A 13426-nucleotide genomic window follows, 5' to 3' on the forward strand; every position below is an offset into this window, starting at 1 on the left:
GGGTCCCGGTCTGCTGCCGCGGGGGCGAGGTTTCGCCGGGGCCGGCCCGTTCGCTCTTGACCCTGGCCAGGATTTCCTCGATGCCTTCGTGGCAGGAGGTGCAACCGCCGCCGGCCTTGGTGTAGAAGGTGACTTCCTCGACCGTGTTCAGGTTGTTGGCCTTGACCACGTCCTCGATCATCACCGCGTCGATGGCGAAGCACTTGCAGATCAGGGCGCCTTCCTCGTGGTCATCGCTCCAGACTTCGCCACGATAGTTGGCGATGGCGGCCTGCAGGGCTTCACGACCCATCACCGAGCAGTGCATCTTTTCGGGGGGCAGGCCGTCCAGGTAATCGGCGATGTTCTGGTTGGAAACCTGCAGGGCTTCGTCCAGGGTCATGCCCTTGATGATTTCGGTCAAGGCCGAAGAAGAGGCAATGGCGGAGCCGCAGCCGAAGGTCTGGAAATGGGCGTCCTGGATCACTTCGGTTTCAGGATCCACCTTGAGCATCAGGCGCAGGGCGTCGCCGCACTGGATGGAACCCACGTCACCGATGCCGTTGGCTTCTTCGAGGGGGCCGGAATTGCGGGGGTTGAAGAAATGCTCGCGAACCTTGTCAGAATATTCCCACATGCTTTGATCTCCTTAGACCGAGAACGACGAGCCACAGGAACACTGGGCACTGGCGTTGGGGTTGTCAAACTTGAAACCGGTATGGGTGAGGCTGTCGATGAAGTCGATGGTGACGTTGTCGATCATGGGGTGGGTAAAGGGGTCTACCAGCAGGGTGATGCCATCGACTTCGATTTCAAGGTCGTCTTCGGCCTTCTCGGTTTCGAGGCGCATGTTGTACTGGAAGCCGGAGCAGCCGCCGCCGGAAATCACCAGGCGCAAACCCACCACGGGGGTTTCGGAGCCGCGAATGAAACGCTGGATGGCCTGAGTGGCCTTCGGGGTCAGATTGATCATGTTGATTCTCCGATGAAAGGGGGATGGCCTTATTCAGCAAGGGCCGTGCCAAATGACAAAATCAATTCAAAACAGTGACTTGTGTTTTTGTTGGCACGGCATTGTCGGTTTTGTGACAGGCCACGGGGGGCATTCTGGTGCGCATGCCCCTGCGGGGTGCGGCGCGCCTGGATCAACCCAGGACGTGTTCATAAGCGCGCCGCATCAAGTCGAGCTCGATGGCAACGATGCCCCGGGCTTCGGTGATGTTGATGAACTTGCCGCCCAGGGCTTCGGCTGCGGCAAATGGCGGGTCGATGCCGGTGAAGCCGCCCAGCAGGATGGGAATGTCCCCATCCGGGCCGCTGGCCCAGCAGTGGAAGTCGGTGACGGCTTCGATGCTGTCCGGGGGGAGTTCCAGTTTTTCTTCGGTCTGGCGCAGGAAGCCGGCCGGGTGAATGGCCGCAGCATGGGGGGTCTCACTGGAAAAAAGGGTGCTCTCGCCGGGCAGGGGCTCGAAACAGAGCATGCCGCCGGGCAGGCGCAGGTAACGCAGGCGGCCACTGGTTTTCTGTTTGTGCAGCAGGAGGATGCGGGGGGGCAGGGAGATACCGCTCATGACGACTCCGGCATGGCGAGCAGCACAGGGTCGCTCTTGAGTTGATCGAGGCTGCCCCAGACTTGCACCGCCTCGACGAACTGGCCGGCGAGTTCGGGATGCGGGACGAGTATCTGGTATTCAGCGAAGATGCGCAGGTCGGGAAAAATGGTGATCGTGCCATAGCGCTGCCCGTCCTTCCAGGTGCCGATCAGGCTGATTTCCCCGGAATAGGGGTCTGTCTGCTGGCGATAGCTGGGGGCCGGCCAGGCCGGATTCGGGCCCAGGTCCACCCCCAGCCGGGTTGCCGCCTGATGGATCCTGGCACAGACGGCCTCACCCAGCCGGGTGTGTGTGGCGACCACAGCGGCCAGGTCGGCCTCCGGGGGGAGGGTCGTCATGGCAGACCGCTTTCGGGCCGGGATCAGGCCAGCGCCGGGGAAGCGGCGTAGGTGTAGCACTTCTTCGGGCATACCCGGTTGCAGGCGCCGCAGCCGATGCAGTCCATGGCATTCTTCAGGGTCATCACGGAAGCGTTGTTGTCGTCGCCGTCGTCCAGCTCATCGAGATCCTTTTCGATCAGGTCGAGGACGTCGCGGGGGCAAACCTTGTAGCAGCGGCCGCAGCCGATGCAGGTTTCCTGGTTGATGGCGGTGACGAATTCGGGAATCCAGACGGCGCCGCCCAGGGTCAGGCCGGTGATGTGGGACATGTGAAGCTCCTTTCTCGAGGGTTCAGGATTGCCGCGCGGCTTCGAGACGGGCGTTGGCGTCGGCCCAGGCCTTGCAGGCATCAAAGGTGGATTGGGCGAGGCCCGGAATTTCCTGATAGCCGGCCGGCAGGCGGTCTTCTACCAGGTCATGCATTTGTGAGGCCCATTCGGAGGCGATGCGCTTCAATTTCTTCACCTCCTTGTCCAGGGCCTTGAGTTCTTCTTCGCTCATGGGTTCTTCTTCGCTCATGGCAGGATTCCTTGCGGGGCTGGCTTACAGCCCCGCGACTTCGGGATACCTCCCGATCCGCTCCAGGGCAATGCCCAGCAGTGCGTCCGCGTCATCCTTCATCCGGGAGAGGCTGGGGAAGCCGAAGCGATGCACGTCGCGCAGGGTTTTCTCCACCACGACCAGCTTGCCGACGGTGATCAAGGCGCGGCCGAAGCCTTCGTGAGTCAGGTGCACCAGAGGGACGGCCATCAGCTTGCATTCCTTTTCGATCAACACCGAAATGGCGTTGTAGAAGCATTTCACCCGGGCGATGGTGGTTTCGTCGGGGTCGCCGACGATGGGCACCTGCGCCTTCTTTTCCTTGGTCATGATGTAGGGTTCGAGGATCTGTTCGAAAGTCCAGCCGTTGTAGGTGCCGTAGGTATCAAGGGCGCGCATCTGGCGCACCATTTCCTTGATGAAATCGGTATCGAGGATGGGATCGCGTTCGGCGACGGCTTCAGCGCTCATGGTGGGGCTCCGTATCGGTAAAGGGGGATGAAACGATGGGGATGAAGTGGGGTACTGCAACGATCTTCGGGGTGGGCATCAGGCCGGGCAGACGGCGCACGGCAAGCCGGATCAGGGCCAGGGCGGCGAGCAAGCCGATGAGGGCGCCCAGGGCGGTGGCGGCGTCGCTGCCCGTGCTGGCATTGCCGATGCCGGCGCCGGTGAGCATGGCCAGGGCGGGGAACAGGTAACCGAGCAGGGCCATCCGGGGCAAACTGCTGGCCGGCAGGGAAAGGCGGATCCGGTCGCCGACCCGGAGACCGGCGGGGGCGTCCAGGGTCAGCCGGGCGGCCGGGCGGCCGGCGCCCACCTTGCCGATGCTGCAGTCCTGGCCGTGGCCGCAACCCTTGCAGCCACCGGTTTCGATGCTGACCGTGGCCTTGCCGTCGGCAATGGCCAGAACCGTGCCCTGGGGAGTGTCCTGGGGATCCATCATCATCCCTTCCAGCCTTCTTCTTCCATGGCGGCGAAGCGGTCCGGGCCGGCGGCCCTGGACTGGGCGGCCAGGGCCCGGTCGATCCAGGGCACGCCGCCTTCCACCATGGCGGCGCTGACGTCCTTGATCAGCTCGTCGATGGCATCCACCTCGGTGACCCGGATCGGCTGCACGCCCTTGGCCAGCAACTGCTTGATGGCCGAGGCGCCGATGGCATGGACGAACACCGCGTCGCAGCCGGCGAGAAAATCCACCTTGGCGAGCAGCTTGTTTTCGTTGCCATCCATGGCTTCTTCGGGGAATGCTCCGAAGCCGCTGACGGTGGCGCCGGCCGGGGTGACGGTATAGACCACGAAGGACTGGGCCGCGCCGAAGTGCTGGTTGACCCGGACCCGGTCGTCGGAAGCGAAGGCAAGTTTGAGCATGATGGCGGGCTCCGGCTCAGTGGACCAGACCAGTTGCAGGCGCCGCCCCAGCTGCTTCGAGGGCGCGGGGGCTGTCTTGCCAGTACAGGGATCGGTAGGCTTCGGTGTCATGGTGCTGGGCCTGCAGGAGGTTGGCGAGGTCGAACAGGGCTTGGCGCGTGCCGCGATAGCCCACCCAGGTGCGGGCGTAACCGCCGACCTGATCGTATTGCGGGAAACCGGCGCGCAGCAGGGGCAGACCGAGCCGCCTGGCCGTCTCTACCCCGTGGGAATTGGTGATCACCAACTGGGCCTGGCGCAAGCGGGCCTGGCTTTCCAGGTCGGCCAGGTCGCCGATGGTGATGCTGCCGATATCGAGTTCGGCCAGGGATTCGGCCCGCACCGGCGAGACGGCGGCCACGACTTCGGCGCCCATGCCCAGGGCGAAGTTGCCCAGCATCACCAGCAGGTCCGGGTCGGCGGCAATCGCCAGGCGGGCGAAGCCGAGCATGAAGTGGCTATCCACCATGGCGTCCTGGAGCTGGGCCCGCTGCCGCTCGATCTGCCCGGGCACCGGCTTGCCGGAAATCCCGGCCAGGGCCTGGGTGAAGGCATCGCACTCGTCCAGGCCCATCAGGCCGGTGAAGCGGTAGTCGGGCACGCCGGTGCGGGCCGCCAGCTTGTCGGCCGCCTTGTCGAGGGACTTGCCGATCACCAGGGTGGCGGCGGATTCGCCCATGTCGCCAATCTCGCCCTTGGGTGTGCCGCCGATGGTCAGGGCCGAGAACTCGGCTTCCACCAGATGGCCGTCCAGGGCGTCGGCGATGTCCGGCAGCACGATGGGCCGCAGGCCGAAGGCTTCGATCCATGCCTTGATGTCCTCGATGTCACCGGGAGTCAGCATGCTGGAGGCCAGCACATTGACCTGCCTGGGGCGGCGGCCGGCGTTGCGACGCTCGGGTACCAGGGTCTCGATGATGGCTTCGAGGGCCAGGGCGTAGCCGGTTTCGAGGCAGCCCAGATAGTCGGGCGTATTCACCGGCACCACGGCTACATGGTCGAATTCCGGGTGGGCGGCGCGAAATGCCTTGACCGAGCGGTGGATGTCGGTGCCCTGGGTTTCGGAGAGGCCGGTGGTGACCAGGCCGATCACATCGGGCCTGCTCTTGCCGGACAAGGTGGCAAGGGCTGCAACGATGTTTTCGTCGGCACCCATGATCGAGGACACCTGATCCATGGCCGTGGTCTGCAGGGGAATCGGCTCCCGGAAGTGGCGCACGAAGAACACCTTGCCGAAGGCGGTACAGCCCTGGGAGCCGTGCATCAGGGGCAGGCTGCGGTTGAGGCCGAGGAAGGCCAGGGCAGCGCCGATGGTCTGGCTGACCTTGAGGGGGTTTACGGCCAGGGCCTTGGTGGATTTGATGATTTCAGCCATGAAGCGCTCCTGATCAGGCGGCCAGCACGGTGCCGGCGGCGTTCTGTCTGGCCCAGGGGGCGGGTTTTCGTACCGCGTTCCAGACCGGGCTCTCGATGGAGAGGGCCAGTTGCCGGGCCAGTTCTTCCATGCCGGTGTAGCCGGCGTAGCCGAATTCCCGTTCCTGATTGATGTCGAGGAAGGGGATGCGGGCCTTCAGGGCGGTATAGAGATTGCGGCCCCCGGCGATCAGGATGTCGGCCCGGTATTCCTTGTAGGTGGACAACAGGGCCTTGGGGCTGCCGTCGTCGATCATCCTGGTGTTCTCGCCCATCAGTTCGCGGATGCGGGCCTTGTCTTCCTCGGTGGATTTCTTGGTGCCGGTTGCCACCACGGTCATGCCCAGGTCCTGGAGGGCGGAAACGATCGACCAGGATTTCACCCCGCCGGTATAAAGCAGCACCCGCTTGCCTTCGAGGCGCTTGCGCCAGGGCTCCAGGGCGGCATGGGCCCGGGCTTCTTCAACGCCGATCAGGGCTTCGGTGCGGGCCATCAGGTCCGGGTCGCCGATCAGGCGGGCGAAGTCGCGCAGGGCGTTGGAGGTGTCCTGGACCCCGTAGAAGCTGCCTTCGAAGAAGGGGATGCCAAAGTTTTCCTGCATCTTGCGGGCCACGTTGAGCAGGGCCTTGGCACACACCACCATGTTCACCCGGCCCCGGTGCATGGTCTGCACTTCATGGAAACGGGAGTCGCCGGACAAGGTGCCGAGAATGCGCAGGCCCAGTTTGTCGAACAGGGGCGCCACATGCCAGAACTCGCCGGCGATGTTGTATTCGCCGATCAGGTTGACGTCGTAGGTGGGGATGCCGTCCGGGTGGGGCAGGGCGGGCCTGGGTTCGGCGGTGCCGATCACATACTGGAACATGGCTTCGCCGGCGAGGCGGTTGCCCAGGTTCTTGGTGCCGTAGAAACCGGCGGCATCGATGGGGATCACCGGGGTGCCCCAGCGTTCGGTGGCGGCCTTGCACACCGCTTCCATGTCGTCACCCACCAGCGCGGTGACGCAGGTGGCATACACGAATACGGCGGCGGGCCGGTATTCCTCGATGGCCTGCTTGATGGCATGGAACAGGCGTTTTTCGGCGCGGCCCATGACCACGTCGGTTTCCGACAGATCGGTGGTCATGCCGATGCGGTACAGGGCGGGGCCGGAGGAGCGGGTGCCCCGGTTATCCCAGGAGCTGCCGGCGCAGGCGATGGGGCCATGGACGATGTGGGCCACATCGGCGATGGGCAGGAGGGCGATCTGGGCGCCATCAAAGGCACAGCCGCCAGCGGTGGCGCCGGGTTGGGGCCGGGCGCAGCCGGACTTTTCCTTGCTGTTGTGGCTACAGGCGGGCTCATCGAGCAGGGCCTGGATTTCGCTGGCTTTCATGGACACCTCCAGAAGTTTGCCTACCTTCTAGCAAGAGCGGTGCCATGTTCCAGGATGTTGATTTTCATGGGTTTGTGGGCTTTTGGCGTTTGTCGCAAAGGCGACAAACCACAAAAGCCCGCAGGGCTGGGACATAATCGGCGCCCAATTTTGTCTCAGGAGCCAGCGCATGTCCGCCCCCGTTGTCGAAACCGCCGCCGCCGCCGATCTGCCCGCCATGGTGGCCTTGCTAGGCGAACTCTTTGCCCAGGAACATGATTTCCAGCCGGACCCGAAAAAGCAGCAACGGGGTTTGCAGATGCTGCTCGACAACCCGGCGGCCGGCCAGTTGTTCGTGTTGCGCCAGGGCGGCGAGGTGCTGGGGATGGTGAATCTGCTGCTTACCATCAGCACCGCCGAAGGGGCCCGCGTCGGGATACTGGAAGACCTGATCATCCGCGCCGGACACCGGGGCCAGGGGCTGGCGCAACGGCTGCTAGGCGGGGTGCTGGACTGGAGCCGCAGCCGGGGCCTGGCCCGGGTCACCCTGCTCACCGACCATGACAACCGGCGGGCCCAGGCGTTCTATGGCCGCTTCGGCTTTCAGCCTTCGGCAATGCAGGTGATGCGGCTGGGTCTTGCGGCGTGATGCGCCGGATCTTGTCGTGACCGGCTGCAGTGGCTGGCTGCAAGGCTGGCCCGCCCCGGGAAAAGGGAAATGAAGGGGCCGGCGAGGGACTAATCCTGCGCCTGACCCAGGCCCGGCAGGCTCAGGCCGGCCTTGAGCGCCCGCTCCAGTTCGTCCGCCGGCAGGGGGCGGGACAGGAGATAGCCCTGCATCGACTTGCACTGCTCCTGGCGCAGGAAATCGAGCTGTTCGCTCTTCTCCACCCCTTCGGCCACCACGCCTAATTTCAAACTGCGCGCCATGCCGATGATGGCGCCGGCAATGGCGGCGTCGTCGGGGTCGTCGCTCACGTCGCGCACAAAGGAGCGGTCGATCTTGAGCTTCACCACCGGGAAGCGCTTCAGGTAAGAAAGACTGGAGTAACCCGTGCCGAAGTCGTCGATGATGAGGTGGAAACCCGCGGCCCGCAGCCGGTCCAGGGTGCGCATCACCGTTTCGGTGTTGAGCATCAGCACGTTCTCGGTGATCTCGAATTCGATGTCGCTGGGCAGCAGGCCGTATTGCTTCACCTTTTCCATGGCGATTTCGTAGAGCCCCTCGCGGCGAAACTGGACCGGCGAGAGGTTGATGGCCACCGGCACATGCACCATCCCGCCCTCCCGCCACTGGCGCAGCTGCCGGCAGACTTCATCGAGAATCCATTCGGTGATGGGCACGATCAGGCCGGACTCTTCGGCCACGGGAATGAAGTCGTCGGGCGGTACCAGGCCAAAGCCGGGGCGGTTCCAGCGCAGCAAGGCCTCCAGCGCCACCACGCCGCCCACGGCCACATCGGCCTGAGGCTGGTAGTGCAGGATGAATTCACGGCGCGTCAGGGCATGACGCAAAGCGCCTTCCATCGCATGGCGACCGCGCGCCGCCACATCCATTTCGGCCGAAAAAAAGGCGTGAGCATTACGCCCGGCCGCCTTGGCCTGATACATGGCGGTATCGGCACACTTCATCAGGGTGTCGATATCCTGGCCGTGTTCCGGATACATGGCGATGCCGATGCTGCCGCTCACATTGAGCTCATGCTCACCCACCCGCACCGGCTCGATCAGCGCGTCCAGGATATTGCGGGCCAGATGGGCAACGTCGCCCTCGTCATTCACCTCCAGCAAGAGCAGGACGAATTCATCGCCGCCCAGACGGCTCACCGTATCGCTGGCCCGTACATGGGTCAGGAGTCGCTGGGTGATGACGCGCAGCAACTCATCTCCGATATTGTGGCCCAGCGTGTCGTTGATGCTCTTGAAGCGGTCCAGGTCCAGGAACATCAGGGCCAGGCGGGTACGGTTGCGGCGGGCGAAGGCGATGGCCTGGCTGACCCGGTCGGTGAGCAGCACCCGGTTGGGCAGGCCGGTCAGGAAGTCGTGCTCGGCCAGATAGCGGATGCGCTGTTCTACTGCCTTGCGTTCGCTGATGTCGGAGAACAGGGCGATGAAGTTCTCGATCTCCCCGTCCGCCCCCCGCACGGCGCTGATGGAGAGCCACTTCGGGTAAGTGGATCCGTCCTTGCGCCGATCTATGATTTCGCCCGACCAGTTGCCCTTGCCGAGAATGGCCGACCACATGGCGGCATAAAAATCATTGTCATGGGCACCGGAGCGCAGCACCGACGGTTTCTTGCCGATCACCTCCTCGGCGCTATAGCCGGTGGTGTGCGCGAAGGCCGGGTTGACCGAGACAATGCAGTTGTTGCGGTCGGTGACGATGATCGATTCGGCGCTGTGCTCGAACACCTGCTTGGCCAGCGCCAGATCGCGCTCGGCCTGCTTGCGGTCGGTCACATCGCGGCCAATGATCACCAGGCCGCGACGGCTGCCATCGGGCTGGAAGATGGGCGCCTTGATGGTGTCGAACACCCGTTCCCGGCCATCTTGATCCAGCAGTATTTCGTCGGAACGGTGCGGCTTGCCGCTCTCCCAGGCCACTTGGTCGCTTTCCTGGAACCGCTTGAGGAGATAGTCCAGATGCGGGTTCTTGAGGGCGATATCGGCATCGCTTCGACCCCGATACATCCCCGGGGTCACCGCAAAAACCTCCTGGGCGGCATGATTGGCTTCGATCCAGCGGCCCTCGCCATCCTTGAACAGGACCACATCGGGCATGTTGTCGATCAAGGTGCGCAATTTTTGTTCGGCTTCGTGCATGGCCCCTTCGCGCCGGGCCGCCTGGGTCACATCGACAATCTGCACCATGCCGAACATGCCCTCTTCCCCCTGGTCCAGGGGCAGGGCACAGACCTGCTGGCGCATGAGCTCCTTGCGTTCCCGGGAAAGGGGCAGGTAGAAGGGGAAAAGCTCCCGATGCAGCATGGAAGAGAGCAGAAAGGAGCGCCCCTGGCTCACCACCTGCTCCAGCACGGACAGCAGGTAAGAACCCCGCAGGGTGGGAAAAATCTCATCCAGACGCCGGTTCAGGGCGGCGGCACAGCTGATGCCCGAGACTTTTACCATCCAGCCGTTCCAGACCCGTACCCGCAGCTCCCGGTCATACACCACCTGGCCCGTCATGGATTGCTCCAGGGCCGCCGCGGCCAGACGTGTGGTCAGGTCGTCGGGAGGAGAGGGCATCACCATGCAAAACTCCGGTTCAGAGGTGGGCGCTGAGGAAGCGCGCCACGGCTTGCTGCAGGGCCTGCATGGCTTGCTGGTCGAGCAGGAAACCGACGTAACCGTCGATATTCTTGTCCTTGATGGAAAAGAGCATGTGCAGCAGCATCATCTCGTTGCCTTCCATCTGGGCCATCACCTCGCCCGCTTCGCCCTTGACCAGCGCGGGTACCCGGGTCGTCAAGGTGCAGGCCAGCAAGTCGCCCACCGCCGTCAGGCAGGCATCGAGGACCAGATTGCCCACTTCGATCAGGGCATCCTGGGCCATGTCGCCCATCTGCATGTCCGTCATGTAGTCCGGCACCACGGCCCGTACCAGGTCATAGCTCCTGGCTTCGGTAAACATCAGCAGGGCCCTGGATTCAAAAGCGCCGCCATAAGGTTGCACCACGGCGCAAACCCGGTCGCTCACGGCAAGCCCGAAGGATGCCAGGGCCGCCGCCTTGTCCACCACCCGCAGTTCCGGCACCGACAGCACCACCTCGGCCCCCACCATCTTGCTCAACACCGCGGCCGCCGAGCCCACCCCGACATTGAAGGCTTCGGTCAGGGCATCCAGTTCCAGTTCGCTCCAGTCGGTCATGCTGTCCCGCAGCCCACCGCCGCCAGCAGGGCCGTCACGGAAATGGGCGTCACCGGCTTGGAAATGAAGGCCACCCCCAGGTCCGCCGCCCGTTGCCGCACCGGCTCCTGGACATTGGCGGAAAAGAGGGCCATGCGCCCCTGGGCACCCTGGGCGCGCAGCTGCTCGACCAGGGTAAAACCATCCACTCCGGGCATGTTGATGTCGATGGAAAAGATGTCAAAGGGCTCCCGGGCGGCCAGCGCCAGGGCCTCGGCCGCATTGGGGGCCTCGCTCACGCTCCAGTCCGGGTGCTGGTCGAGAATCACGGCGCGGATAATCGTGCGCGCCACCTTGCTGTCATCCACCACCAATACCTTCATGTTCGCGCCAGCCTCGCTGCCTCGTAATGTCCGACCAAAGGGGGCGATTATCCCGCTGCGCCCGCTCGCGTCAAGCGGGTTCATGCCCTGGGTGCTGAATCAGTTCAATCTTGTAGCCGTCCGGGTCTTCCACGAAGGCGATGATGGTGCTGCCATGCTGCATCGGCCCGGCTTCCCGCACCACCTTGCCGCCCCGGGCCTTGATTCCGGCGCAGGCGGCAGCGGCATCCGGCACTTCCAGGGCAATGTGGCCAAAACCGTTGCCCAGCTCGTAGCGGGACGTATCCCAGTTGTAGGTCAGTTCGATCACGGCCCCTTCTGATTCCGGGCCGTAGCCGACGAAGGCCAGGGTGAAGCGGCCCTCCGGATAATCCTGGCGGCGCAAGAGCTGCATGCCCAGCACCTCGGTGTAGAACTGGATCGAACGCTCCAGGTCACCGACCCGGATCATGGTGTGCAAAATCCGCATGAACGACTCCTTACAAAGGTGGCAGGCCCGAAGCCTGCCGTTGCAATTCCGCCCTGGCCCAGCGCCAGTCGGGGTACAGCCGCTCCACTATCGCCCAAAAGCGCGGGCCGTGGTTCATTTCCTTGAGGTGCGCCAGCTCGTGGATCACCACGTAGTCGATCAGGGCGAGGGAAACATGCCCCAGGCGCCAGGAGAGGCGGATTTCCCCCTTGCTGTTGCAACTCCCCCAGCGGGTCCGGGCCGAAGAGAGGAACAGCGGCGGAGTCGGCACGCCCAGGCGGGCCGCATGGATTTCCAGCCGCGCCAGGAACAGACTCCGGGCCCGCTGCTGCAAAACCCGGCGCAAAACGGGCTCGATTGCCTTGCCCGCCGGCACGGCCAACTGCAATTCAGCTGCGCCCCAACGGGAACGGGTCAGCCCATCGGGCAGCAGGAGTTGCAGGGGCTGGCCCAGCCAGGGAAAGCGGCTGCCGTCCACCAGCGTGGCTGCAGCCCTCTGCGCCTGCCAGTGCGCCAGCTTGTCCAGCACCCACTGTCCATGCTCGCGCAGCAGGGATTCGATGTCCCGCAAGGCCGCCCCCAGGGGAGCGCCGACCCGCAGGCCCCGATGATCCACGCTCAGGCCGATGGTGCGGCGCCGGCTGCGATAGAGGCCATAGCAGACGGTCTGCCCGTGAATATCGAGGCTGCACTGGCGCTCGGGCTCGATCTGGCCTTTCAGGGGGCTAGACCTGGGCGCCATCGGCCTCGGTTCCCGCGGTGCCGGCCTCCCGGGGCAGGTAGCGTTGTGGCGACAGGCGGCGCATCTCCGCCTCGATCCAGGCCTCCACGGCCGCATTGACCTGGGCATCCTTGAGTCCCTTGGTCTCGATGGGGGGGCCGATGCTGACGGTAATGGTGCCGGGCTGGATGAGCAGCGCCTTCTTCGGCCACACGTCGGCGGCATTGTGCGCCACGGGCAGCACCGGCGTGCCGGTCCTGGTGGCCAGGTAGGCGGCGCCGAGCTTGTAGCGCACGCGCTGGCCGGGCGGCACGCGGGTGCCTTCCGGAAACACCACGACCCAGATGCCCTGGGCCAGCCGATCCTTGCCTTGTTCGAGCATCTGCCGCAGGGCTTCCTTGCCCCCGTTGCGATCAATGGCGATCATGCGCAGGGCGGCCAGGCCCCAGCCGAAAAAGGGAATCTTCAGCAGTTCCTGCTTGAGCACGAACACGGTGGGAATGAAGATTTCCTGCAGGGCCACGGTCTCCCAGGCCGACTCGTGCTTGGACAGCACCAGGATGGGCTGGGCGGGAATGTTCTCCCGGCCCTTGACCACCATCTTCACCCCCAGCACCCAGCGCGCCAGAAACATGAAGCCCATGCGCCACAGATGCACGGTGTAGAAGCGGGCCTTGAGGGGCAACAGGGTCAGCAGCACCAGGGCAATGCCGAAGGGAATGGTGAGCAGGACCGTCAGCAGCCAGAACAGGGTGGAACGCAGAACGATCATGCTTGCTCCAGCAGGTAATCCACCGCCGCCGCCAGATCCGCGAATTCCAGCGTGCCCTCGGGCAGGCCGCCGTCTTCCCGGGTTTTTTCGCCCTTGCCGGTCAGTACCAGTATCGGCCGGCAGCCTACGGCGGCGCCGGCCTGCAGGTCGCGCAGGGAATCCCCGATGGCCGGCACCCCTTTGAGGTCAGCATTCAGGCAGCTGGCAATGCGCAGGAACATGCCGGGTTTCGGCTTGCGGCATTCGCACTGGGAGTCGGCGGCATGGGGGCAGAAGAAAATGGCATCGATCCGGCCCCCCGCGGCAGCCAGGGCCTTGTGCATCTTGTCGTGGATGGCATTCAGGGTGTCCATATCGAACAGGCCGCGGCCCACGCCGGACTGGTTGGTGGCCACCAGCACCTTGTAGCCTGCCTGATTGAGCCGGGCGATGGCTTCCAGACTGCCGGGAATCGGCTTCCACTCGGCCGGGCTCTTGATGAATTGGACCGAGTCGAAATTGATGACGCCGTCGCGGTCGAGAATGACAAGTTTGGTTGGCATGG

The 13426-nt window shown here is 64.4% G+C and carries 19 protein-coding genes; 1 reads left to right on the top strand and 18 read right to left on the bottom strand.

The genetic code is table 11. From position 1 onward, the window contains the following. The 11 genes from nifU to nifE form a co-directional block, all read right to left on the bottom strand. Window positions 1-616: Fe-S cluster assembly protein NifU (gene nifU / locus WBH99_RS13060; protein ID WP_424220529.1), on the bottom strand; the 616-nt coding region annotated here is incomplete at its 3' end. Window positions 617-628: 12 nt separating this feature from the next. Then, entirely contained in the window at window positions 629-952 is a 324-nt protein-coding gene (locus WBH99_RS13065; RefSeq protein ID WP_424220530.1) for a HesB/IscA family protein, read from the bottom strand. Between the two features lie 172 nt (window positions 953-1124). Next, window positions 1125-1550 (bottom strand): hypothetical protein, encoded by a 426-nt coding sequence (locus WBH99_RS13070; RefSeq protein WP_424220531.1) that lies wholly within the window; start codon window positions 1548-1550, stop codon window positions 1125-1127. Then, a complete protein-coding gene (locus tag WBH99_RS13075; protein ID WP_424220532.1) occupies window positions 1547-1930 on the bottom strand; it encodes a hypothetical protein in 384 nt (127 codons plus the stop codon). The genes WBH99_RS13070 and WBH99_RS13075 overlap by 4 nt, the downstream gene beginning before the upstream one ends. A 23-nt stretch (window positions 1931-1953) precedes the next feature. Then, window positions 1954-2241, bottom strand: a complete 288-nt coding sequence (fdxB, locus tag WBH99_RS13080) for a ferredoxin III, nif-specific (protein WP_424220533.1) — start codon at window positions 2239-2241, stop codon at window positions 1954-1956. A 22-nt stretch (window positions 2242-2263) separates the two neighbouring features. Beyond that, a complete protein-coding gene (locus WBH99_RS13085; protein ID WP_424220534.1) occupies window positions 2264-2491 on the bottom strand; it encodes a CCE_0567 family metalloprotein in 228 nt (75 codons plus the stop codon). A 24-nt stretch (window positions 2492-2515) separates the two neighbouring features. Continuing rightward, window positions 2516-2983: a NifX-associated nitrogen fixation protein gene (locus WBH99_RS13090; protein WP_424220535.1), complete on the bottom strand. Its 468-nt coding sequence runs from the start codon at window positions 2981-2983 to the stop codon at window positions 2516-2518. After that, the gene (locus WBH99_RS13095; RefSeq protein ID WP_424220536.1) at window positions 2973-3461 is read right to left on the bottom strand and encodes a SoxR reducing system RseC family protein; all 489 of its coding nucleotides are present in this window, start codon (window positions 3459-3461) and stop codon (window positions 2973-2975) included. Before WBH99_RS13095 ends, WBH99_RS13090 begins: the two co-directional genes overlap by 11 nt. Continuing rightward, window positions 3458-3883: a NifB/NifX family molybdenum-iron cluster-binding protein gene (locus tag WBH99_RS13100; RefSeq protein ID WP_424220537.1), complete on the bottom strand. Its 426-nt coding sequence runs from the start codon at window positions 3881-3883 to the stop codon at window positions 3458-3460. The genes WBH99_RS13095 and WBH99_RS13100 overlap by 4 nt, the downstream gene beginning before the upstream one ends. Window positions 3884-3899: 16 nt before the next feature. Continuing rightward, entirely contained in the window at window positions 3900-5297 is a 1398-nt protein-coding gene (nifN, locus tag WBH99_RS13105; protein WP_424220538.1) for a nitrogenase iron-molybdenum cofactor biosynthesis protein NifN, read from the bottom strand. 13 nt (window positions 5298-5310) lie between these two features. Then, entirely contained in the window at window positions 5311-6711 is a 1401-nt protein-coding gene (gene nifE / locus WBH99_RS13110; protein WP_424220539.1) for a nitrogenase iron-molybdenum cofactor biosynthesis protein NifE, read from the bottom strand. 169 nt (window positions 6712-6880) lie between these two features. On the opposite strand from nifE, the gene WBH99_RS13115 reads away from it, so the two are divergent. Continuing rightward, window positions 6881-7339, top strand: a complete 459-nt coding sequence (locus tag WBH99_RS13115; RefSeq protein ID WP_424220540.1) for a GNAT family N-acetyltransferase — start codon at window positions 6881-6883, stop codon at window positions 7337-7339. Between the two features lie 89 nt (window positions 7340-7428). Here WBH99_RS13115 and WBH99_RS13120 read toward each other — a convergent pair whose 3' ends face one another. From WBH99_RS13120 to gmhB, 7 genes are all read right to left on the bottom strand, one after another. Further along, window positions 7429-9942, bottom strand: coding sequence for an EAL domain-containing protein (locus WBH99_RS13120; protein ID WP_424220541.1), 2514 nt, complete (start codon window positions 9940-9942; stop codon window positions 7429-7431). Window positions 9943-9955: 13 nt separating this feature from the next. Next, the gene (locus tag WBH99_RS13125) at window positions 9956-10558 is read right to left on the bottom strand and encodes a hypothetical protein (protein WP_424220542.1); all 603 of its coding nucleotides are present in this window, start codon (window positions 10556-10558) and stop codon (window positions 9956-9958) included. Further along, the gene (locus WBH99_RS13130) at window positions 10555-10920 is read right to left on the bottom strand and encodes a response regulator (protein WP_424220543.1); all 366 of its coding nucleotides are present in this window, start codon (window positions 10918-10920) and stop codon (window positions 10555-10557) included. Before WBH99_RS13130 ends, WBH99_RS13125 begins: the two co-directional genes overlap by 4 nt. Window positions 10921-10990: 70 nt before the next feature. Beyond that, complete coding sequence (gloA, locus tag WBH99_RS13135) at window positions 10991-11389, bottom strand: lactoylglutathione lyase (RefSeq protein WP_424220544.1); 399 nt, start codon at window positions 11387-11389, stop codon at window positions 10991-10993. Between the two features lie 10 nt (window positions 11390-11399). Further along, window positions 11400-12131 (bottom strand): M48 family metallopeptidase, encoded by a 732-nt coding sequence (locus WBH99_RS13140; protein WP_424220545.1) that lies wholly within the window; start codon window positions 12129-12131, stop codon window positions 11400-11402. Then, the gene (locus tag WBH99_RS13145; protein WP_424220546.1) at window positions 12115-12882 is read right to left on the bottom strand and encodes a lysophospholipid acyltransferase family protein; all 768 of its coding nucleotides are present in this window, start codon (window positions 12880-12882) and stop codon (window positions 12115-12117) included. Before WBH99_RS13145 ends, WBH99_RS13140 begins: the two co-directional genes overlap by 17 nt. Next, window positions 12879-13424, bottom strand: a complete 546-nt coding sequence (gmhB, locus tag WBH99_RS13150) for a D-glycero-beta-D-manno-heptose 1,7-bisphosphate 7-phosphatase (RefSeq protein WP_424220547.1) — start codon at window positions 13422-13424, stop codon at window positions 12879-12881. Before gmhB ends, WBH99_RS13145 begins: the two co-directional genes overlap by 4 nt. Between the last annotated feature and the right edge of the window lie 2 nt (window positions 13425-13426).

Source organism: Azovibrio sp. (assembly GCF_049658005.1).
Taxonomy (GTDB): Bacteria; Pseudomonadota; Gammaproteobacteria; order Burkholderiales; family Rhodocyclaceae; genus Azovibrio.